Source organism: Sphingobacterium siyangense, from assembly GCF_023277505.1.
GTDB lineage: Bacteria > Bacteroidota > Bacteroidia > Sphingobacteriales > Sphingobacteriaceae > Sphingobacterium > Sphingobacterium siyangense.
This window is the reverse complement of sequence record NZ_CP080574.1, coordinates 4878094-4896782: the sequence shown is the minus strand read 5'-3', so window position 1 is coordinate 4896782 and position 18689 is coordinate 4878094. Positions and strand designations below refer to the sequence as shown.

Genomic DNA, 18689 nt, shown 5'->3' with positions numbered 1-18689 from the left:
TATAACACATGAAAGTATTAACATTGATCGCGCTAAAGAAGACGTTCCTAGTTGTCTTAATCGTGACGTTGACAAGTAGCATTTTCGCGCAAAGTGGTAACAAAAGACCGAATATTGTATTTATTATGGCCGATGATCTTGGTTACGGCGATTTGGGGGCCTATGGCCAAGTTAAGATTGAAACCAAACATATCGACTCATTGGCCCAATCGGGGATGAAGTTTGATAACTTTTATGCCGGTACTTCCGTATGTGCACCCTCGCGTTCATCCTTGATGACAGGACAGCATACAGGGCACACTTACGTCAGGGGCAATAAGGAAATTGAACCGGAGGGGCAAGAGCCATTGGCCGATTCAGTGCAGACCATCGCGATGTTACTGCAAAAGGTGGGTTATACCACCGGTGCCTTTGGTAAATGGGGATTGGGCATGGTAGGTACAACGGGTGCACCTGACCAGAAGGGATTTGACGAATTTTATGGGTACAATTGTCAGCGTCAATCACATCGTTATTATCCTACCCATCTTTGGCATAATAAGCAACGTATTGAGCTTGATGCCAATGGGTTGATGGCAAAAGGCCAGTATGCACCAGCATTGATTCAAGAAAGAACCCTTGCTTTTATCGATGCCAACAAAGATAAACCCTTCTTTCTTTTTGTTCCCACAGTGCTACCTCATGCCGAACTTGCAGGACCTGCAGACGAGTACTACAAGCAATATGCCGATAAGTTTGATGAGAAGCCTTACCGAGGCAACGATTATGGTCCCAAAGCAACAGTTCCGGGGTATAACAGTGTCGAAAAGCCGCATGCGATGTACGCTAGTATGGTAAGTCGGATGGATGCGTATGTAGGACAAATCGTTGAAAGATTACGCCAAAATAATCTGCTAGATAACACAATTATTATATTCACCAGTGATAATGGGGCACATAAAGAGGGCGGAGCGGATCCTAATTTTTTCAATAGTTCGGGCGGATTACGGGGTACAAAACGCGATCTTTATGAGGGCGGCATAAAGACGCCGTTCATTGCTTACTGGCGAGGTAAAATTGCGGCAGGAAAAACATCAGATTATTTAGGCGCTTTTTGGGATATTATGCCAACGATGGTCGAATTAGCCAAAGCAGATAAGCCAAACTATACCGATGGAATTTCTATAGTTCCGACATTGTTGGGTGAACGTAAAAAGCAAAAGCAGCACGGCTATCTATATTGGGAATTCCATGAGGACGGAGGACGTCAGGCTGTCCGTAAAGGTAATTGGAAACTTATTTTACAGAAAGTTATGAGCGGTTCGCCAACCATGGAATTGTTTAATCTTAAGCAAGATCCAAAAGAGCAAAATAACATTGCTGCCGATAATCCCAAAAAAGTAACGGAATTACGTCGTCTGATCGAAAAAGCGCATGTTGAAAGCACTATTTTCCCTTTGATTAAAAAGGTCCAATAAGTCAAAATTTTTTAATATGAAATTAGCCCGATCTTTTTATAAAAAGATCGGGCTAATTTTCTTTGTATAATAGTCGATCAACTTGACCTGGAAATTTTAATTTCCGAAGGTTATCCAAAACCAAGCGGGAAATAATTTGCCAAAAGAAATTTCCATGTCCAATGATCAATTCTAGGTATTCTTTTTTGACTGTTCTATTATTTTCCGCTTAACATAATGGCTACTGTTGTATTTAAGCTTTTCCGAACCAAATATCCTACAAGCCTTAACTGTATATCTAAATGGTTTTTTAAGTTGAAATTTATTTTTCGTTATTGGGCTAGTAAGGTTTTTACAAGTCTCGCAATAGCATTTATGACGTTGTTCGCGGGGGATATTTAATCCTTCCATTTCGATGAAGATTTTCATTTCCTCCAAGATGAATTCTTTTAAATTCTCAAGCGTAAGCCCTGGATTGTAAATGGTAGAGTTGTTATACTTCAAATAATCCAGATCCTCGTCAATTTCATAAAAGGCGATATACCTGTAGTTGTATCCGCTCGCAGATACAATTTTCTGCATTTGGCTGAAAGCATATTCTATACTAACCTCTTTTCTATCGCTTTTTTTGCAATTGTTAAAGCATAGTTTCCCATTAAATCCGCTTCGCTTTTCTCTATATTTAATTTTAGATTAGCAATTGATTTCCAAAAATAGATTTCGCGTTCTTCCGTAGGTGCGTTATCCAAACCAGCTAATATATAAAGGTTATCACTCTCATATCCCAAGGCTAACACATTGACGGCCCAGACAACCAGGTGTTTACTCTCAAAATACGTCAATACCCTTTCCGCATAAATTTCAAGTGTTAATTCTTCAAGTGTCATATATGATAATTGCTAATCCTCGTTTTACAATTGTTACGCCTTTTCGCTGTTGGCTATAAAACAGCTAAAACTAAACAAATATACTCTAAAGGTGCGCAGGGTACTTGCGCAGTATATTTATGACGATATTTATTTCGAAACTGAAGGAAAATTCGCTGTGAACAATTACTATTGTAAATAAATGGAAATCAAATTTAAAATCGAAACCTTAGGCTATCTAGTATCCAAGATTTCATCCAATACAAAGCGATTTAAAATTGGCCATAGCGCAGCTTATAGTGATAAATTTCAGGAGCTGCTCAACAAGTTTTTCTTTATCTCTGAAATTGTAAAAGAAAAACAGGAGATCGTTTTTCCTTATTCTACCCATGTACTTTGGGAAGACGATTTTGTTAATTATAACTGGACCCTAAGTGTCGATTCCATTGATTCTCGCATAAACATTAAAATTGATCAATTATCTTCTTCTAATTTAACATTTAAAGAAAGGTTGATTCATGAAGATGTTGAAATGGAAAAATTATTCGATGCAATTTATTTTTCACTCGATGAAATGCTAAATGATTTTGGATTAGTTGGCTATAAGAAAAAATGGGAAGTAGGTAATTTTCCCATTGCTGAATACATAACCCTTAAGGCAGCTAGAAAAGGGCTGGATTTACAAAATACGAAATGCAGCGAGGAAGACGAATGGAAGCAAAAGATGGATCTTAAGGGTGAATTAGGGATTATTAATATGAGCTAAAGTATAGTATATCGTTAAAAGCGAGTCAACATTTAAAGAACTATAAAATGACTAGCAGAAAAATAAGGAGAGAGATTAGTTTACCTCAATCTGAATTATTTAGAAACAATGTAGAGATAGATTTGGATGGTATTTATCTTGATTTACATAATGATTACGACTGTGTTAGATTAGCATATAACGCAGCATTTGGTGAATTTCGTCTTACTTTTAAACGTATCAATCTAAAAACTGATGTTAACTATAATCTAGTTGATGTAGTGTTTATTGATGCTCTTATGGATACTTGCATATTTGTTTTTGACGAAGATGTTTCTGGGGAATTTAGCACAATTGATCTGTTGTATCGAGGTCGGTTTGAAAATGGCAATGAGCTAGCTGAGTTTGATGGTTCTGGACGATCTTTGTACTATATAAGTTTTTATAGCGGGGTAGAATTAGAGGTATTTGCGAAAGCATTAGTAGTTGAATTATAGAATAGATTTTAATAGAAGTATTATATCTCGATTTTGAAACAACGTAATAGAAGTGATTATATTGATTTTCGCGTACATTTATTTTCCGAATTTTTAGACAACCTATATTATCAAACAGGACGATGAAAAAGATTCTTTTGTTTATCATACTGATATTTTTTCTTAGCGGTTGCTTTCAAAAACCTGGCCTTGAAAAATCACGAATTGACTATAGAATAGGAAATAGTTTTATTCGACTTTATATTGATCATTCAGGTCATGCTACCGCTCAATCCGGACGGCTAATTGAAAGGGGCGATAATAGCTTTGTCATAGGTCGTATTTTAGATAGCACAAAGTTTACTGTTAAAGCTGGTGGTGAATTTATAAGTAGGTTGAAAAAAAATAATAAACCTGTAATTGAAGCTGGGAATGGTTATAGTCGAACCCAAATATTTCTCGGTGACTCTTTGTGTTATGATACTAAGGTGTATAGTTCGAATTTTTGGAAGTTATATTCCATCATTTCTGAAGACATACCCAATGAATTTAATCCATTTAAAACACATCAATTTGATTAGTTTTTTCAATTAGACTATTGGTATGAATGATCTAATTAGTAAAAATGCAAATTGAAATAATGTTTCCTGTACCGTATTTTTTTAGAATGGATCGATTTGTTTATATTTCCTTATTTAAATGACCGAGTAAAAATTGTGTATGCAAAATATTAAAAGATGAGATCAAAAATTTTTAGACCTATTTTATTTGTTGTTGTCAGTAGTACGCTGTTGCTGGCATGCCAGTCACCGTCCATAAAAGATAAAATTGAAAATGATGATGTTATTGGTTTCCGCTCAGATGATGAGGCAATGAACGCAGCCATAGTAAAGGCGAAAAACTCACTCAATCTGTTTGTACAGGCTGTTGAAAAACCGCAAGAAGGGTATGAAGCATTTGCACTTAAAATTGCATATGATACTACTGATAAAAGTTTCGAGCATATTTGGGTCGGCGATATCACCTATCAAAAAGGTCAATTTACCGGCATTGTCTCTAACAGTCCGGTCTCTACGAAAGAGGTCGCTCTTGGCGATACCGTAGTGATTGATAACCAAAAAATATCAGATTGGATGTATTTAGAGAAGGGAGTATTACGAGGAGGTTATACGATCCGTGCCATGCGTGATCAACTGTCAGGATCAGAAAAGGAAGAATTTAATAAATCGATCGATTTTGTTATAGAAGACTAGTTTTTTTTACTACATAACAAATAAAGTCCCATACTGTGCAGAAGCATACATAGCAGATATATGAAGTGAAAGTGACTGTTTTTTTTTGCTAAGTTAGCTGCCGTGAGATTTTATGAAAAGAGGAATCACACAAATGTTAAAGAGTAAGTCCAGTTTTTTTAAGTATTGCTTTTCTTGCATCCTTTATTGCCTACTTGCCTTATTTCTTGTTAGCTTTATGGGAGGTATAATTGCCATTTTGCTAATTTGTTCGTAGTAAGAAAGCAAATTCAGACTTTCGATTGCCGTCATCTGAAATATCTTTCGTTAATTATTGAATTAAAAAAGATAAAGAACTTCGTGAATAAATTTTGATGCTCTCGCTACAAGTCAATAATTGAAGTATGCACTTGAAATATATAAATGATACCAAAAAAAGAAACAATCGCAACACTCAGTAAGAAGTTATCGTTGCCTTATACAGGTACGGAGCAGGACTGGGATATTGAGATGGCAGACTCCAATCGCATCAATGAATTTATCGATTGGTATCATCAATATGATTTACCTTTTGAGGAAAAAGTGGCATTAATGTCTCTGATCATTGCATCTTACGATGATTTTCTAAATGAGAATAATGTAGAGATAGATTACAGATGGGATATCATTAAGGCGATGTTAGCAAAGGATAGAATTCACTTTGTGGAGTTGATAAATTATTGGTCACTGCGTAATCAAACGGATATTTTCAGGATAACACCTCTTATGAGGACCATATAATGTGAATAGCTATAAATAAGCCATCTGGGTAGTTGGTTGTCAGCTAAATCAGGATGACGCCATTCATCCAGTTCTAAGAATGTCGGTAAATCTGATGTGATGTTAAGTGAGATTTCGGTACTAGTTGGCCAAATATGGGGAGTGTAACACCAACTGTGTCATTGGATTAAAAACTTAAAAACCTCTTTCGAGTTTGAGTCTATCCCCAAATCTAATATATAGTTGGGATATAGTCAAGCCCCAGTTATGTATTGGCATCGTCCATTTTTTAGAAATGTCCTTAATAATCAGATACATCAGCTTCAATAAAGCCTGTTCAGAGCTAAACGCTCCCTTGGACTTAGTAATCTTTCGTATCTGACGGTGTATTCCCTCAATCGGATTTGTGGTGTATATAATCTTGCGAACCTGTTCTTCGTACTCAAAGAAAGTGGAAAGATTAGTCCAATTATCGATCCAGGATTTGGCGGCAAGAGGGTATTTCTTACCCCATTTTTCTTCGAAAGACAGTAGGTTTTCATATCCCATTTCTTCGTTCACGGCCTTATAGATTGGCTTTAGATCCTCCATTACTACCTTCTTATCTTTTTCGGTTACATAGCGCATGCTTGTTCTGATCTGATGAACAATACACAGTTGGATCTTTGTTTTTGGAAAAATAGCTTCTATGGCCTCGGGAAACCCTTTTAGACCATCAATACAAGCTATAAGGATGTCTTCAACACCACGTTGCTTTAGATCCGTAAGAACTGAAAGCCAGAACTTAGCTCCCTCATTTTCTGAGCTATAAAGACCGATCAGATCTTTTCTACCATCCATGCCAACTCCCAGTATGTTATAAATAGCTCTTGATTCAACAGTTCCATTCTGGCGAACTTTAATGTGCATGCAATCCAGGAAAACAAAGGGATAAACAGCTTCAAGAGGCCTGCTACGCCACTCATTTACCGCTGGAAGTACACTTTCGGTAATACGTGATATTTCTGTGGCAGAGATCTCCATTGCATACATTTCGCGGATAAACTCACTTATCGCCCGTGTGCTCATTCCTTTGGCATACATGCTCAATACGTGTCCCTCAAGCTGTTCAGTAATGATTAATTGTCTTTTAGGTACTACTTTCGGCTCAAACGTGCCGGATCTATCACGACCTGTTTCCAGTTCAAATGTCCCAGTATTAAGGCCTCGGACAGTCTTTTTTGTCTTACCATTTCGCCGGTTACTATTGCCCGACGCTTTCTCTTCGTTCAAATGGTTTTCCAGTTCTCCATCCATCATTGATTCCAACAGATGCTTCATTAACGGCGCTAGGACGCCATCGTTGGGAGACAAACTTTTACCTTCGTAAAGACCTTGCATGGCTTCTGTCTTGAAGCGTTCAAAGTCGAATGGGTCTTTTTCTTTCATGACCATGTCGTTTGAATAATTGAATATAAATAATCTTATTGAATTATTCCATTGACACAGTTCATGTTACAGTCTCCAAATATGATCCGAATATTCATGCTCGAAGCTTCTCATTAAATGATCAAATAGACTAAGTATTTCTTCTCTTGATCTCATTTATTTAAATTTCTTCAATTCTTCCAGCAATTTATTCTGCCTGATAATAAAAGTATTCAGGCTATCAGTTTTTAGGGGATGTGCATTTTGATACTTTTCAATTTCAGGTAGCGTTTTTCTGATTTTAAAAGCAGTGTACATGCTAACCAGCTTTTCATTATTTTTAGTTATTTGACTGATATGATCTGTTATATTTTTTACTTTAAGATCGTATCGATCAGAACTGGCGCTAATTTCTTTTTGTACCTGTTGTTTTACAAGTGAAGCTGTAATGTCTTTCGTTTGATCATCGGCATCCTGGTAATAAGATTTAGTGGTGTTCAATACATTGTTATATACCGCTAAAACTTTTTCTGTTTCCTCCAATGTCTTCACAATCCTGGAATTGAGTGCTGTAAGATTTTTATCATCTTTAATTAATTCGGAATAGATATTGTTTACAGTTATGTTATTTCCACGATAACTTTTAAAAGAACCTGAAACAGCAGATTCAGCATTGTCCACTGCATTTTCTACAATAGGTAAATTCTGTTGCTTATTTTCTTGGCAGGAAAGTATAGACAGAGCCAGCGTGGAAGCGAAAAGAACATTTTTCATAATAGTTTTGCTAAATGGCGTAATATTGTAACCATCCTATATGGCTCCATAAATAAATATACACATTTAACTCCCATTTTGCCAATTATCTTAGACATTGCCTAATGTCTTATCGCACTAGTGGGGAGCAGGTTTAGAATAAAGATTATAGATATACAATTGTAATAATGATGAAAGACCAAGATTTATTTATTAAAGAGTTGATTCAATTGTTTCCGAGTTTGAAAGAAGAGTTTTTAGATGAAGATTACAGAGATTCTATTACCTTTCAAATGGGCAGTTTTAAACGATTTATACAGCAAGCTATAGCTAAAAATGACGGGGATAAGTTTGATGCAATGGTAGTTTTTTTAAACAAGAATTTGCCTTTAGTTGATAAACGAGTTCAAAATGCCGTTTATCTAAGTTTTTTGGGTAAATTGGATTTTTCCAAAAATCCTGATTTTAAAAAACGCTTAGGACAGCATTTGGGTGAGGCTTATACTGATATAGAGAATTATAATAATTCTCCAAGAAACAATCGCGGCATCAAGTAAAAAATCAAATATGCAAGATTCAATTATGATAAAAGACGCACTTTGGAGCCAGTTTGGAGCTAGTTTAGACATGCTCGAAAACGCAATCCATATGTGCCCCGATGAACATTGGGACACCGCATTAGATTTTTGGTACCTGTCTTTCCACTGTCTCTTTTGGACAGATTATTATTTATCTGTAGAACCCAATAAATTTGAGCCACCAAAACCATTTACATTTTCAGAATTTGATCCGACGGGCAAAAAACCGGACGGAGTATATACCAGGTCGGAAATTCTTGCGTATTTGGAGCACTGTAGACAGAAAGCTAGAAAGCATATAGAAGAACTCACACCGAGCAGAATGAATGCCCTTTGGATCAACGAATCTAAAAACTTTTCTTTCCTTGAGATTCTATTGTATAATATGCGGCATATTCAGCATCATGTTGCACAATTGAATTTATACCTTAGACAGACTATTGATCGTGCTCCGAAATGGGTATCTCAGGTGAAAAAATAAACTAGTGCTAAGGCCGAGTCGAGACGCTTTTTTTTAACGCCTGTCTCTACAACAATGTCGCAGAAGACAAATTTACTATTCGTTATCACTAAAAACAATGACCAATTGAAATTATAGACCTGTTTTTGATGATGGGATATGTAATGATTAGGATCAAGTTTTCTTGTAAAATGTATTGACATGGACGGGATCAAGATTTTAAGTACTACTGTAGCAGATTATCAAACTCACTCGTATTGTTGATATATCAATAATAAATAACCAAGAAGTTATGAAAAGAAATTACAGAATCCTACTTCCAGCCATCATTATTGTCTTTCTTAGCTCTTGCAAAAAAGATGAAAAGATAGCCATTGATAACCTTATCGGTAAATGGACCGTGGCAAATGATGATCCTAAAATGGCCGTAGATGGTTCCGTTACATACAAATTCAACTCAGATATGACCTGTATTAAGAATATCTACGATGCGCTTTCAAATCGAGATACTACAATTTACAGAACCTATGTATTAAGTAATGATAAGACTTTGGTTACGCTCTTCGATGAACGCAAGGTATATACAGAACAGTATCTGATAAAAAAATTGAATACGAAGGAAATGAAATGGGAGAACGCTTCCCCAAATGACGGTAACGAGAATAAGAGGTTAGTTCGATCTAACGATCAATAGATTTCATTAACTTTTCAGATGAATGCGGGGCAGGAGTCAAGAAGATAATGGCAAATATTGGCATCGGATCTTCAGTCGCAATCATGACAATACGAACGGATATACAATTAAATAAAAGTAAATTTTACCTTAAAGGCCGGTATTTATATAACATTCACCTTTTATTTAGATTTGAGAAATAACTGGTACAATAACTGCTTAATTACATAAATGACTTTTAGAACCGTTTCGGAATGGTATTGGGAAAGGGAATCCATCTCAAAAAATCATTCAAAGAAATGTTCAGAAATAAGACCGCAAACTGTAATTCATAGATCGAAATGAGAAAGATTATCTGGAGAGGCTTGGTTTATAAATCCTGGGAAGATTGCACGATAGAACTGAAAAATGATGCCTATTATGTAAAATCGTCTATCATTGGCAACTATTTAAACCGTATTTATAATGTAGATTATGTTTTAAAAATAGACAGAAATTGGTGCATACAGGAATTTGAAATAAAAACAGAAATTGAAGGGCACAAAAATTTAATTACCGGTACAAACGCTGCAGGTTTATGGTCGATTAATGGAATTCCTAGACCGGAGTTCAATGAATTTCTCTTTATCGATATTTCGGTTACACCTTTTACAAATACATTGCCAATCAATAATCTGTCACTGGATATAGGGCAATCAAAGTCTATTGATGTCATATACATCAACATTCTTGAAAATGAAATAAAGCCAGTCAAACAGCTTTATAGCAGAAAGAAGAAGGATGAATATCTGTATGACAATCTTGATACCGTATTTTCCTCGTCGATCAAAGTCGATCAGAAAGGCATTGTAAAGAGCTATCCAGGTCTATTTGAGTTAGTTTTGGAAGATTAGGGAAGATAAAACAACCCCTATTCATATGGGATTTAAGAATCAAGCAATAGCTTCAGATCTTCAATCACTTTTGACCAATATGCTCTCGTCACTTCACGCTGGCTTTCATTTTTTAATTTATCAACATGAAATGAAATTGTTGTTTTATCTTGATTTTTCGAAGGAATAAATCTGATCTGTAAATTGGCGTCTTCTGTGAAATCTTTGTGCCTCCACTTTGTTCGGATATGGGAATATTTATTAAAAGTTGAAAAACCCTGGTCTACACCTTCAGACCAATAACTTAATCCCCTGTCTGAAAAAAAGACATTCCACAATGTTTCCAGGTTTGCTGGCATAGTTTTTCTGATTCCGAACTGCCAGCCTGCATCTTTTGTTAATCCTACGTTATTTTTCATGTAATTGTGTTTCTTGTTAAAGGTGATTTCGTATTTGAATATAATTATTTCTTTTCAACAGAAGCAAATGCCCTGACCGGAAAAGTCCCCACACCTTTAAATTTTGGTGGAGCGGCTGTAAACGTAAAATTCTCAGCAGGTAATTTATTCAAATTGCAGAGATGTTCAACGATTAAAATCCCGGCACCCAATAGCACCGTATGAACAGGTCTTGTTCTGCCATCCGTGTCATCTATATTATGGGAATCAATACCTACAAGTTTAACTTTACAGTCCCGAAGATATATTGCCGCCTGTTCGGTAAGAAACGGATGGTTCTGATAATATAGCTCCGTATTCCAATGTTTATCCCAGCCGGTCTGTATTAATACAGCCTTATTCCTGATTTCTCTATTTTTAAGATGATCTTCTGTAATTTTCAGGGTTTCTGTAAATGGTATATGGATCATCACAGCATCCAGCTGTGCAAAATCTTTCAATACTGTTTGAGCTGTGTCTTTGCCATCCGCAAATCTATGAAATGGACAATCGATATAAGTTCCGGTGTTAGTGACCATCTCTATTTTTCCAATCTGAAAAGATGTATCGCTATCATAGTTCTGTTTTGATTGTTCCCTGGAGAGATAGTCGCAAATAATCGGTGCGGGTAGCCCCTTGTAAGTGATCAGGCCATCCTCTATTGTATGACTTAAATCTATTAAGAAATCTTCCGCCACACTTTCATCAATTGGTTTACGTTTATGGGGCTCAATGAGGATTTCTTTGTTAAGGATATTAACTTTTCCTACCATGAGCAACTGCATATCTTCAACGATGTAGTCCGCCAGGGCACTGTCAATGATATCGTCTCCAGATATATCTAATCTGAAATCTTCCCCTTTGATACTACCGCCGTTCGTAAAGAATATCTCGAAGTCAAATTTTACTCTTTTTTCCATAAATGATTTCAATTTTACTATGACAAAAGTGTGGAAATCTAAATATTGTTTACTTGACTTAGATCAATTTGGTTGATTTTTTTACTCCTGATCCTACTGAGTGTTTCAGGACTCATCCCAAGGTATGAAGCAATATGGAAAAGCGGTATCCGATTATCTGCATCCGGGAATTGTTTTAGAAAATAGTGATATCGTTCATTGGCATCCAAAAGCAGAAAGGAACTTTCCCTGCGGCATTTTTTGATATATTCATTGGCTAAAATATTATTCAATAAAATATTCCATTTGGTATCCTTCCGGAGCAATTTATCTATGAGATCCTTTGGTATGCTTATTAAATCACAATGTTCAATGCATTGAAAATGCAAGTTCGTTTTTTCCTGGGTAAGAAAACTTGTAAACGCAGTAAAAAAATCATTTTCAAAAAAGAATTCGGTATTGATTTCTTTATAATCTTTCTGATAAAAACTTCTAACAGTTCCCTTTTCTAGGAAAAAAAGCCGATCGGCAACATGCAGCGGTCTGATCAGGTTATTTTCCTTTTCTGCGGAAAAAATACTGATACTATCCGTCAAGAGTAGAACCTCCTTATCATTCAAAGGGAACAACTGCCTAATAATTTTAATTAAATGATGTAATCGATTATCTTCCAAATTTTATATTTTAAAAATTCAATAATTGATGCATATTCTTGACAATGTAGATAAAATCTTATTAATGAAAATAGTAAAGATTCTTCAATTGGATATATTAAATTTGTTAAACATACCCGAAATACACAAAAATGAAAATTAAACCAAATTATAGATTTTACAGTCTCCTGGTTTTATTGCTGTTCTCGGTACGGTACTTACCTGCCCAGACTACTCGTGCCGATTACAATTATTTTATGGAGGAGTTTCAAAGACTTTTTAATGAAAAAAAATCAGACGTGATTTACGGGCAATCGTCCGCCACTTATCAATCTAAAATTTCAAAAGAAAAGTTTTCGTTGGGAATGCGGAAGTTTGTGGCAAATGTGGGCCTGATGCAATATTTTTCTTTTGTTGATTCTACTAAAAACGGGTATAATTATACCATTCAATTTGAAAACTCCGAACAATTATTTTCTGTTCTGCTTGACAATGAGAAACAGGTTCTAAGGATGAATTTTAAGGAACTGCCATTTTTCATAGAAGATAAGAATTTCAAAGCAGAAAGTAATAATCCGTTAAAAGACTCCATAGATTTGCTGGTGGAAAAAATCGTCAGGCCTTATATTCAAAAGGGTGCTGCCACAGGTATTATGTTAGCGGTAATTGATGGAAAGCGACAAAGAAAATATAGTTATGGAGCTATTGCTAAGACAAGTAAACAACTTCCAGATGCTTCCAAAAGTATTTTTGAGATTGGTTCAGTTACAAAAATTTTCACCTCACTTTTATTGGCAAAAGAAGTCGTTGATGGCAATATGCGATTAGAGGATCCGATCAGTAAATACCTGCCCGATTCCATTCCTCGTTTAGCATGGCATGGTCATCCGATCACACTTGTTCAATTATCAAATCATACCGCTGGATTTCCTCGGCTCCCGGATAATATTTTTACGACTAATGCCGTTCCGGCAGATCCTTATAGTCATTATAAGGTTGATTCACTCTTCCATTTCCTTAAAAATTATCATGTTTCGTCTCAGACCGGAGTCAGATTTTCTTATTCAAATTTAGGCGCTGGGGTTTTAGGTGTAGCATTAGAACGTCATAGTAACAAAAGTTTTGGACAATTGGTCATTGATAATATTTGTTTGCCCTTGGGAATGAAAAATACATCGCTAGGGGATACCGACGTGGTACAAGGATACGATGAAAAAGGTAGGCCAACGTCGTATTGGCACTTGGAATCTTTGGCGGGGTCTGGTGCCATAAGATCTACATTGGACGATATGATTATTTTTATGAAGGCACAGTTAGGCTTCAAAAATAAACTGACAAAGGCCATTCATTTGACACATCAGCTGACTTTTGCAGATAAGGATCAAACTATGGCATTGGGTTGGCGTGTTAAAAAAGCTGGAAGTAAGGCGATATTTCATCATTCTGGAGGTACAGGTGGATTTAGGTCTTTTGTGGCATTTGATGATAAATCTCAAAAAGCAATTATTATTCTGTCCAATGTTGCCTTGGATGTTACTGCTGTCGGATTTTCGATATTTGAAAATTACCTAGACCAATCTCCTATTGAAAGATAATGGCTTGCGCAATAATCAGAGACGCATTTTCAAATTTTTAAGAAGGCCTCGGTCTATGATTGAAACCTAGCGGCCATTGCTGCGTTGCCGGTACGTTTATTTTTTCGAGTTTACACCAGTGTTTGAATATGGACTTTGTCGTTACCTAGTTTTAGAAATCCGCAATAATAATCTTTTTCATTCCCATCATTTTTTTGAACGCGCCTGGTCTTTTGTTGAGTTCCTCCCAATTTCCAGGACAAACCTGCCAGCTTAATCCGTATTTGTCTTTGAGCCACCCGCAAACGCTCTCCTGTCCTCCATCCGATGTAAGTGCTTCCCAATAGTAGTCTATTTCAGTTTGGTCTTTGCAGGGGATCATCAGCGAGATAGCCTCGTTAAATTTGAATATCGGTCCGGCATTGATCCCGATAATACGCATTCCCAGAATCTCAAATTCCACGGTTAGTACCTTTCCGGCGAAATCCTTTTGGAAATCAGCCAGTCCTTCGGCTTCTGAATTCGGGTAATAGGTAGTATTGATTATTTTTCCATCTTTGAAAACCGATAGGTAATATGCCGCGGCTTCCTGTGCGTTGCTGTCAAACCAAAGGTTTGGAATTATCTTTTGCATAGCTTTATATTTTTTGGTTATTGTTACCCTATTTGAATTTTGATTATTTACAGTCTTATAAATTTAAAAGATTTGTTCTTCGATCGACTTGGCATAGGGTAAGAAATAGAACTGTCGATATACAGTTTGCTGAAGAACATTAATTATATTTATTCATCAAATTATCGTTAAGCGAGTTTAGGATGAAGGAATTATTAATTATAGATATGCAATTATAAGAATGATGCAAGATTCGATTATGATAAACGATGTACTGTAGAGCCAGTTTGGAGCTAGTTAAGACATGCTCGAAAACGCGATTTATATGTTTTCCGATGAACATTGGGACACCGCATTAGATTTTTGGTATCTGTCTTTCCGCTGTCTCTTTTGGCCAGATTATTATTTATCTGTAGAACCCAGAAAATTTGAACCACCAAAACCGTTTACATTTTCAGAATTTGATCGGACAGGCAAAAAGCCGGACAGGACATATACCAGGTCGGAAATTCTTACGTGTTTAGAGCACTGTAGACAGAAAGCTAGAAAGCATATAGAAGAGTTCACACCGAGCAGAATGAATGCCCGTTGGAACAACGAATCTAAAAACTTTTCTTTCCTTGAGATTCTCTTGTATAATATGCGGCATATTCAGCATCATGTTGCACAATTGAATTTATACCTTAGACAGACTATTGATCGTGCTCCCAAATGGGTATCTCAGGTGAAAGAATAAACTAGTGCTAAGGCCGAGCCGAGACGCTTTTTTTTAACTCCTGTATCTCCAAAGGTCGCAGCGCTATACCCCTTTTAAGCCGTGTATATGGAATCTTTGATAAACATGGATTCGATATACGTATTAGGTTCTTCAGATTTGATTGTTCCATTAATAACCTTCGGGAATACTGACTACTTAAGTGGAAATAAATGTAAGTAGATTCCGATTCTTCCAAAATTTTCCTAACATTTGTATATATTTAAGAAATACCAGCTATAATATGAATTCTAAATCAAAATTGATATTTTTTGTTTTATTTTTATTAACTCTAATCTTAATAGTAGTGGCGTTTTACCTCACTTTTTCCAATGTAGTCGTTCCACGCTGGAATACATTAATCATCCCTGGGCATATAGTTAAGATCTCCGTCATGACAATACTATCGATTTGGTCAATATGGTTGGGAATAGTTTTCTTGTCAAACATAACCAAATCTCGAATCCGATAGTATATAAATTTATTGTTGATTAGTTGGCCAATGGATAAACGAAAGAATATGATTAACATCTTATATTTGAAGCGATTTTTATTTTTAGCTTTTTGTCTTTTTAGTCTGCAGTTAACTGCTCAGGATCTTTTGGGGTATGAAGCGATTCTGAGTGGCTCTTCAAACAGTGTAAGTTCTATAAACCATCATCATCCTAACGATCGAATCTCTTTTGTTGAGCTGAGTACCAAAGATATTCCTCTTTTAAAAGATTGTTCTGATAGCCTATATAAGGTTCGCTATTTAGGGCTAAAATTTGAAAATCAGTCCCAATTAGATAGTCTTTGTCAATCATTATATTTATTCCCCCATGTGGAGGCTCTTGTCTTTAAGGAATTTAGAATTAGAAATGATACTTTGCAGCCTGTAGGTATATTACATCTTGACGATACTTTTTATAAACAAAATCAGTTGAGGGCAATAGCATTTGAGGGCAACTCTAAAATAAACTTGGCTGGCGAAATTTCAAACCTGAATAAGTTGCCCATGCTACACTATTTAATTTTCAAAGCTTTTCCGGTGCAGTATATCCCGAAAGGTTTAAAAGAAAATTATCAATTGAAAGGCATTTCGCTTAATTATAAACCTTTATTGGATCAATTTGAATTTCCGTCCCAATTAATCGAAATAGCTATTAGCGCTACTTCGCCAAGTGACCGCGTTGATCATGTATTGGATATACTTCCCAATAAAGAGCGAATTGAAACACTTAGTTTAAGCTACTTTACGGTTAAAGACACAGCAATATATTCAGACCGAGGATTCAGGTCCCTCAAAACGTTAGTATTAAATTTTAACGATATCGATGACCTAGGACGATTTACGAATAATTTCAGCAGCAGCACTCAATTGAAATATCTGAACTATTCAAACGGACCTCTAAAACAGATTTCTTCCTCTTTATTTCAATTCAAAGAATTGCGGGAATTGCAGATTAAAAATACAAAGTCTGCATTTTATCTTCCCAAAGAGTTAGCCCAGTTAAAAAAACTTCGTCTACTCGACCTATCTGACAATGCAATTGATAGCCTGCCGGATGTCTTGTTTCAGTTAACTGCATTAAAAAATCTAAACCTATCCTATAATAAGCTTGGGTTTCTTTCAAATGATGTGGGGAAATTGACAAGTATAAATACCTTACAGCTTCAAGGAAATAAGTTACAGTATATTCCGGTTACGATCAATGGTCTTCATAGATTACACGAGTTAAATGTGCAAGCTAATCCGATAGCTACACTACCGTCATTTGCTGGATTGAAAAACCTCGAAATATTAAATTTATCGTATTGCAATTTAAGTCGGTTGCCCGAAGACATCGGTACATTGTTGAGTTTAAAGAATTTTGATGTAAGCGATAATTTTCTAAAAGCATTACCAGAAAGTATTGCAAAGCTAGCGAAGCTCGAAAAATTAAGAGTCTCTACGAACTTACTGGAAAAACTACCCTTTCATATGGAGGGGCTGGCCAATCTCCGGGAGCTATATGCCGATATCAATCACCTGAGTGAATTACCCGTTTCTATCGGTGATATGAAACAGTTGAGGATTTTAAATATAAGTCACAATGATATAACTGTGCTCCCTGAATCGCTAGGTCAACTTGTTAATTTACATGCGTTTTATGCGATCAATAGCCGACCTTCACATTATAATGTATATGATTCATCGAGAGAAATTTATCGCAAAGACGACCCCAAAACCAACCGTCAGCTTGCCAGTACAGCTCTTCGTAGTTTTCCAAATGATCTGAAAAACTGGAAGAGTATTAACACTATTCTAATATCCAATAATGATTTCTCGTCTTTTGAAATAGTAAAGTCATTATTCACTATTCCATCGACTTCATATGCTGTAGATCTCTCTCATTGTAAAATTTCCACTTTACCTTTAGCAGGATGGGAAAAATTTCTTGGTAAGGAGCTACTTTTGATGGACAATAATATAAAAGAGGTTCCAAAAGAAATGGTCGTAGCACCACTATTGGAGAGCTTGAGTTTCCGACGAAATAAACTACCAGAATCGCCCAAAAATCAAAACTCCTATGCAGAAAAGCGTAGCGGTGTAATGTTGTACTTCCAACAGATTGGTCTAATAGATATGGATGATCTGCCGAATGATAATAATATGGTCAATGCGCTTGTGGAGCGGAGTAGCCAATCCTCTATTTTCGACAAGGATTATAAGACAGCTGTTGAATTGGCAGATAAGGCCATTGAACTTAATCCAGATCTAGCTATAAAAACGCTCAATTTTAGAAATATTGGTGAGGCACGATTCAGATGGGGTGATTATAATGGAGCAATATCCGATCTGACGAGAGCTATTCAGCGCGACACCCTAGGTCCGATCCGCATAATAAATTTTGTTGTCCCCGAATTTGAAAATAGAGCCAGAAGTTATCTCGCCGTCAAGGATACCCTAGCGGCAATACAAGACTATCTCACCTTGTCGAAGCAGTTTAGAATTGAAAGCTGGGTCGACGTGGGCCTCTTGTATCAGAAGACTAACCAGAAAGAAAAGTCTCGGGAGGCATTTCAGAAAATAATAGATTATTACCGCAAGCGGATTGCAAATGAAAAGGAAATTCAAGCGAATAAAGAATTGTATCGGCTATGTATTCTGGAAATCTATATCGTATCCAATCAACAACAAAAAGCTAAAGAATATGCTGCAGAGATAGGTTACGACATAAAAGAAAAAGATCTAACACCTGTTTATCTTTATTTAAATTCAGTGATAGACATAGCTGAAAAGAAAAAACCTCGTTTCGATCCATCATTATTTAAAAATAAGGTAAGTAGAAGCTGGGGTTACGATTTGTTACTACAATGGACTGATGGTGCTATTATTAATAATGAGCAAAAAATACAGATACGTGATTTGACCTTTGCTATGGAAAAGCTGCGGTGAATCATTTCGAATTAAAACGTGTAATATGGACCTTAGTGGAGATTTTGGGGATAGAGACCATGATATTTCGAGGTGAATTGA

At 36.1% G+C, this 18689-nt stretch carries 21 protein-coding genes; 13 read left to right on the top strand and 8 right to left on the bottom strand.

The annotated features are described in order from the left end of the window. Window positions 1–8: 8 nt before the first annotated feature. Window positions 9–1457, top strand: coding sequence for an arylsulfatase (locus K2F45_RS20650; protein ID WP_248932330.1), 1449 nt, complete (start codon window positions 9–11; stop codon window positions 1455–1457). Between the two features lie 578 nt (window positions 1458–2035). Here K2F45_RS20650 and K2F45_RS20645 read toward each other — a convergent pair. Continuing rightward, window positions 2036–2323 (bottom strand): hypothetical protein, encoded by a 288-nt coding sequence (locus K2F45_RS20645; RefSeq protein WP_248932329.1) that lies wholly within the window; start codon window positions 2321–2323, stop codon window positions 2036–2038. A gap of 181 nt (window positions 2324–2504) precedes the next feature. Here K2F45_RS20645 and K2F45_RS20640 point away from each other — a divergent pair, with 181 nt between their 5' ends. From K2F45_RS20640 to K2F45_RS20620, 5 genes are all read left to right on the top strand, one after another. Further along, window positions 2505–3068 carry a hypothetical protein gene (locus tag K2F45_RS20640; RefSeq protein WP_248932328.1) on the top strand — a complete coding sequence of 188 codons (564 nt, stop codon included), beginning with the start codon at window positions 2505–2507 and terminating at the stop codon, window positions 3066–3068. A gap of 47 nt (window positions 3069–3115) precedes the next feature. Then, window positions 3116–3544: a hypothetical protein gene (locus K2F45_RS20635; RefSeq protein WP_248932327.1), complete on the top strand. Its 429-nt coding sequence runs from the start codon at window positions 3116–3118 to the stop codon at window positions 3542–3544. 122 nt (window positions 3545–3666) lie between these two features. Beyond that, window positions 3667–4104, top strand: a complete 438-nt coding sequence (locus K2F45_RS20630; RefSeq protein WP_120336447.1) for a hypothetical protein — start codon at window positions 3667–3669, stop codon at window positions 4102–4104. Between the two features lie 156 nt (window positions 4105–4260). Further along, complete coding sequence (locus K2F45_RS20625; protein WP_248932326.1) at window positions 4261–4776, top strand: YegJ family protein; 516 nt, start codon at window positions 4261–4263, stop codon at window positions 4774–4776. A gap of 402 nt (window positions 4777–5178) precedes the next feature. Continuing rightward, window positions 5179–5535 (top strand): hypothetical protein, encoded by a 357-nt coding sequence (locus tag K2F45_RS20620; RefSeq protein WP_248932325.1) that lies wholly within the window; start codon window positions 5179–5181, stop codon window positions 5533–5535. Here the strand turns inward: K2F45_RS20620 and K2F45_RS27540 are convergent. From K2F45_RS27540 to K2F45_RS20610, 3 genes are all read right to left on the bottom strand, one after another. Next, window positions 5490–5669, bottom strand: a complete 180-nt coding sequence (locus K2F45_RS27540; protein WP_420833028.1) for a DUF7003 family protein — start codon at window positions 5667–5669, stop codon at window positions 5490–5492. The genes K2F45_RS20620 and K2F45_RS27540 overlap by 46 nt on opposite strands. Before the next feature lie 40 nt (window positions 5670–5709). Beyond that, window positions 5710–6942: an IS256 family transposase gene (locus K2F45_RS20615; protein ID WP_248931832.1), complete on the bottom strand. Its 1233-nt coding sequence runs from the start codon at window positions 6940–6942 to the stop codon at window positions 5710–5712. Between the two features lie 156 nt (window positions 6943–7098). Next, complete coding sequence (locus K2F45_RS20610; protein ID WP_248932324.1) at window positions 7099–7695, bottom strand: hypothetical protein; 597 nt, start codon at window positions 7693–7695, stop codon at window positions 7099–7101. Between the two features lie 167 nt (window positions 7696–7862). On the opposite strand from K2F45_RS20610, the gene K2F45_RS20605 reads away from it, so the two are divergent. The 4 genes from K2F45_RS20605 to K2F45_RS20590 all read left to right on the top strand — a co-directional run bounded on the left by K2F45_RS20605 (window position 7863) and on the right by K2F45_RS20590 (window position 10278). Continuing rightward, a complete protein-coding gene (locus K2F45_RS20605) occupies window positions 7863–8231 on the top strand; it encodes a DUF7674 family protein (RefSeq protein ID WP_248932323.1) in 369 nt (122 codons plus the stop codon). A 10-nt stretch (window positions 8232–8241) separates the two neighbouring features. After that, complete coding sequence (locus K2F45_RS20600) at window positions 8242–8733, top strand: DinB family protein (RefSeq protein ID WP_248932322.1); 492 nt, start codon at window positions 8242–8244, stop codon at window positions 8731–8733. Window positions 8734–9004: 271 nt separating this feature from the next. Next, entirely contained in the window at window positions 9005–9406 is a 402-nt protein-coding gene (locus K2F45_RS20595) for a hypothetical protein (RefSeq protein WP_075993696.1), read from the top strand. Between the two features lie 320 nt (window positions 9407–9726). Next, window positions 9727–10278, top strand: a complete 552-nt coding sequence (locus K2F45_RS20590) for a putative glycolipid-binding domain-containing protein (RefSeq protein ID WP_075993695.1) — start codon at window positions 9727–9729, stop codon at window positions 10276–10278. 32 nt (window positions 10279–10310) lie between these two features. On the opposite strand, the gene K2F45_RS20585 is transcribed toward K2F45_RS20590, so the two are convergent. Genes K2F45_RS20585 through K2F45_RS20575 form a run of 3 tightly spaced genes read right to left on the bottom strand, consistent with a single transcriptional unit; the run spans window position 10311 to window position 12267 of the window. Next, window positions 10311–10676, bottom strand: a complete 366-nt coding sequence (locus tag K2F45_RS20585) for an SRPBCC domain-containing protein (RefSeq protein ID WP_075993694.1) — start codon at window positions 10674–10676, stop codon at window positions 10311–10313. 44 nt (window positions 10677–10720) lie between these two features. Then, window positions 10721–11614 carry a cyclase family protein gene (locus K2F45_RS20580; protein WP_075993693.1) on the bottom strand — a complete coding sequence of 298 codons (894 nt, stop codon included), beginning with the start codon at window positions 11612–11614 and terminating at the stop codon, window positions 10721–10723. Between the two features lie 38 nt (window positions 11615–11652). Then, window positions 11653–12267 (bottom strand): Crp/Fnr family transcriptional regulator, encoded by a 615-nt coding sequence (locus tag K2F45_RS20575; RefSeq protein WP_075993692.1) that lies wholly within the window; start codon window positions 12265–12267, stop codon window positions 11653–11655. Window positions 12268–12398: 131 nt separating this feature from the next. Here K2F45_RS20575 and K2F45_RS20570 point away from each other — a divergent pair, with 131 nt between their 5' ends. Further along, window positions 12399–13841, top strand: coding sequence for a serine hydrolase domain-containing protein (locus K2F45_RS20570; protein ID WP_075993691.1), 1443 nt, complete (start codon window positions 12399–12401; stop codon window positions 13839–13841). 151 nt (window positions 13842–13992) lie between these two features. Here the strand turns inward: K2F45_RS20570 and K2F45_RS20565 are convergent, their stop codons facing one another. After that, the gene (locus tag K2F45_RS20565; protein WP_075993690.1) at window positions 13993–14454 is read right to left on the bottom strand and encodes a VOC family protein; all 462 of its coding nucleotides are present in this window, start codon (window positions 14452–14454) and stop codon (window positions 13993–13995) included. A gap of 304 nt (window positions 14455–14758) precedes the next feature. Between K2F45_RS20565 and K2F45_RS20560 the strand changes: the two genes are divergently transcribed. Then, window positions 14759–15169 carry a DinB family protein gene (locus tag K2F45_RS20560; protein ID WP_172840722.1) on the top strand — a complete coding sequence of 137 codons (411 nt, stop codon included), beginning with the start codon at window positions 14759–14761 and terminating at the stop codon, window positions 15167–15169. Window positions 15170–15707: 538 nt separating this feature from the next. Continuing rightward, window positions 15708–18608, top strand: coding sequence for a hypothetical protein (locus K2F45_RS20555; RefSeq protein ID WP_248932321.1), 2901 nt, complete (start codon window positions 15708–15710; stop codon window positions 18606–18608). Window positions 18609–18689: the final 81 nt, after the last annotated feature.

Bases quoted from the DNA above. Each gene is read 5' to 3' on its own strand.
- K2F45_RS20595 (WP_075993696.1), top strand. From the start codon at position 9,005: ATGAAAAGAAATTACAGAATCCTACTTCCAGCCATCATTATTGTCTTT.
- K2F45_RS20585 (WP_075993694.1), bottom strand. From the start codon at position 10,676: ATGAAAAATAACGTAGGATTAACAAAAGATGCAGGCTGGCAGTTCGGA.
- K2F45_RS20625 (WP_248932326.1), top strand. From the start codon at position 4,261: ATGAGATCAAAAATTTTTAGACCTATTTTATTTGTTGTTGTCAGTAGT.
- K2F45_RS20640 (WP_248932328.1), top strand. From the start codon at position 2,505: ATGGAAATCAAATTTAAAATCGAAACCTTAGGCTATCTAGTATCCAAG.
- K2F45_RS20630 (WP_120336447.1), top strand. From the start codon at position 3,667: ATGAAAAAGATTCTTTTGTTTATCATACTGATATTTTTTCTTAGCGGT.
- K2F45_RS20600 (WP_248932322.1), top strand. From the start codon at position 8,242: ATGCAAGATTCAATTATGATAAAAGACGCACTTTGGAGCCAGTTTGGA.
- K2F45_RS20560 (WP_172840722.1), top strand. From the start codon at position 14,759: ATGTTTTCCGATGAACATTGGGACACCGCATTAGATTTTTGGTATCTG.
- K2F45_RS20605 (WP_248932323.1), top strand. From the start codon at position 7,863: ATGATGAAAGACCAAGATTTATTTATTAAAGAGTTGATTCAATTGTTT.
- K2F45_RS20555 (WP_248932321.1), top strand. From the start codon at position 15,708: ATGATTAACATCTTATATTTGAAGCGATTTTTATTTTTAGCTTTTTGT.
- K2F45_RS20615 (WP_248931832.1), bottom strand. From the start codon at position 6,942: ATGAAAGAAAAAGACCCATTCGACTTTGAACGCTTCAAGACAGAAGCC.
- K2F45_RS20650 (WP_248932330.1), top strand. From the start codon at position 9: ATGAAAGTATTAACATTGATCGCGCTAAAGAAGACGTTCCTAGTTGTC.
- K2F45_RS20565 (WP_075993690.1), bottom strand. From the start codon at position 14,454: ATGCAAAAGATAATTCCAAACCTTTGGTTTGACAGCAACGCACAGGAA.
- K2F45_RS20590 (WP_075993695.1), top strand. From the start codon at position 9,727: ATGAGAAAGATTATCTGGAGAGGCTTGGTTTATAAATCCTGGGAAGAT.
- K2F45_RS20610 (WP_248932324.1), bottom strand. From the start codon at position 7,695: ATGAAAAATGTTCTTTTCGCTTCCACGCTGGCTCTGTCTATACTTTCC.
- K2F45_RS20580 (WP_075993693.1), bottom strand. From the start codon at position 11,614: ATGGAAAAAAGAGTAAAATTTGACTTCGAGATATTCTTTACGAACGGC.
- K2F45_RS20635 (WP_248932327.1), top strand. From the start codon at position 3,116: ATGACTAGCAGAAAAATAAGGAGAGAGATTAGTTTACCTCAATCTGAA.
- K2F45_RS20570 (WP_075993691.1), top strand. From the start codon at position 12,399: ATGAAAATTAAACCAAATTATAGATTTTACAGTCTCCTGGTTTTATTG.
- K2F45_RS20620 (WP_248932325.1), top strand. From the start codon at position 5,179: ATGATACCAAAAAAAGAAACAATCGCAACACTCAGTAAGAAGTTATCG.
- K2F45_RS20645 (WP_248932329.1), bottom strand. From the start codon at position 2,323: ATGACACTTGAAGAATTAACACTTGAAATTTATGCGGAAAGGGTATTG.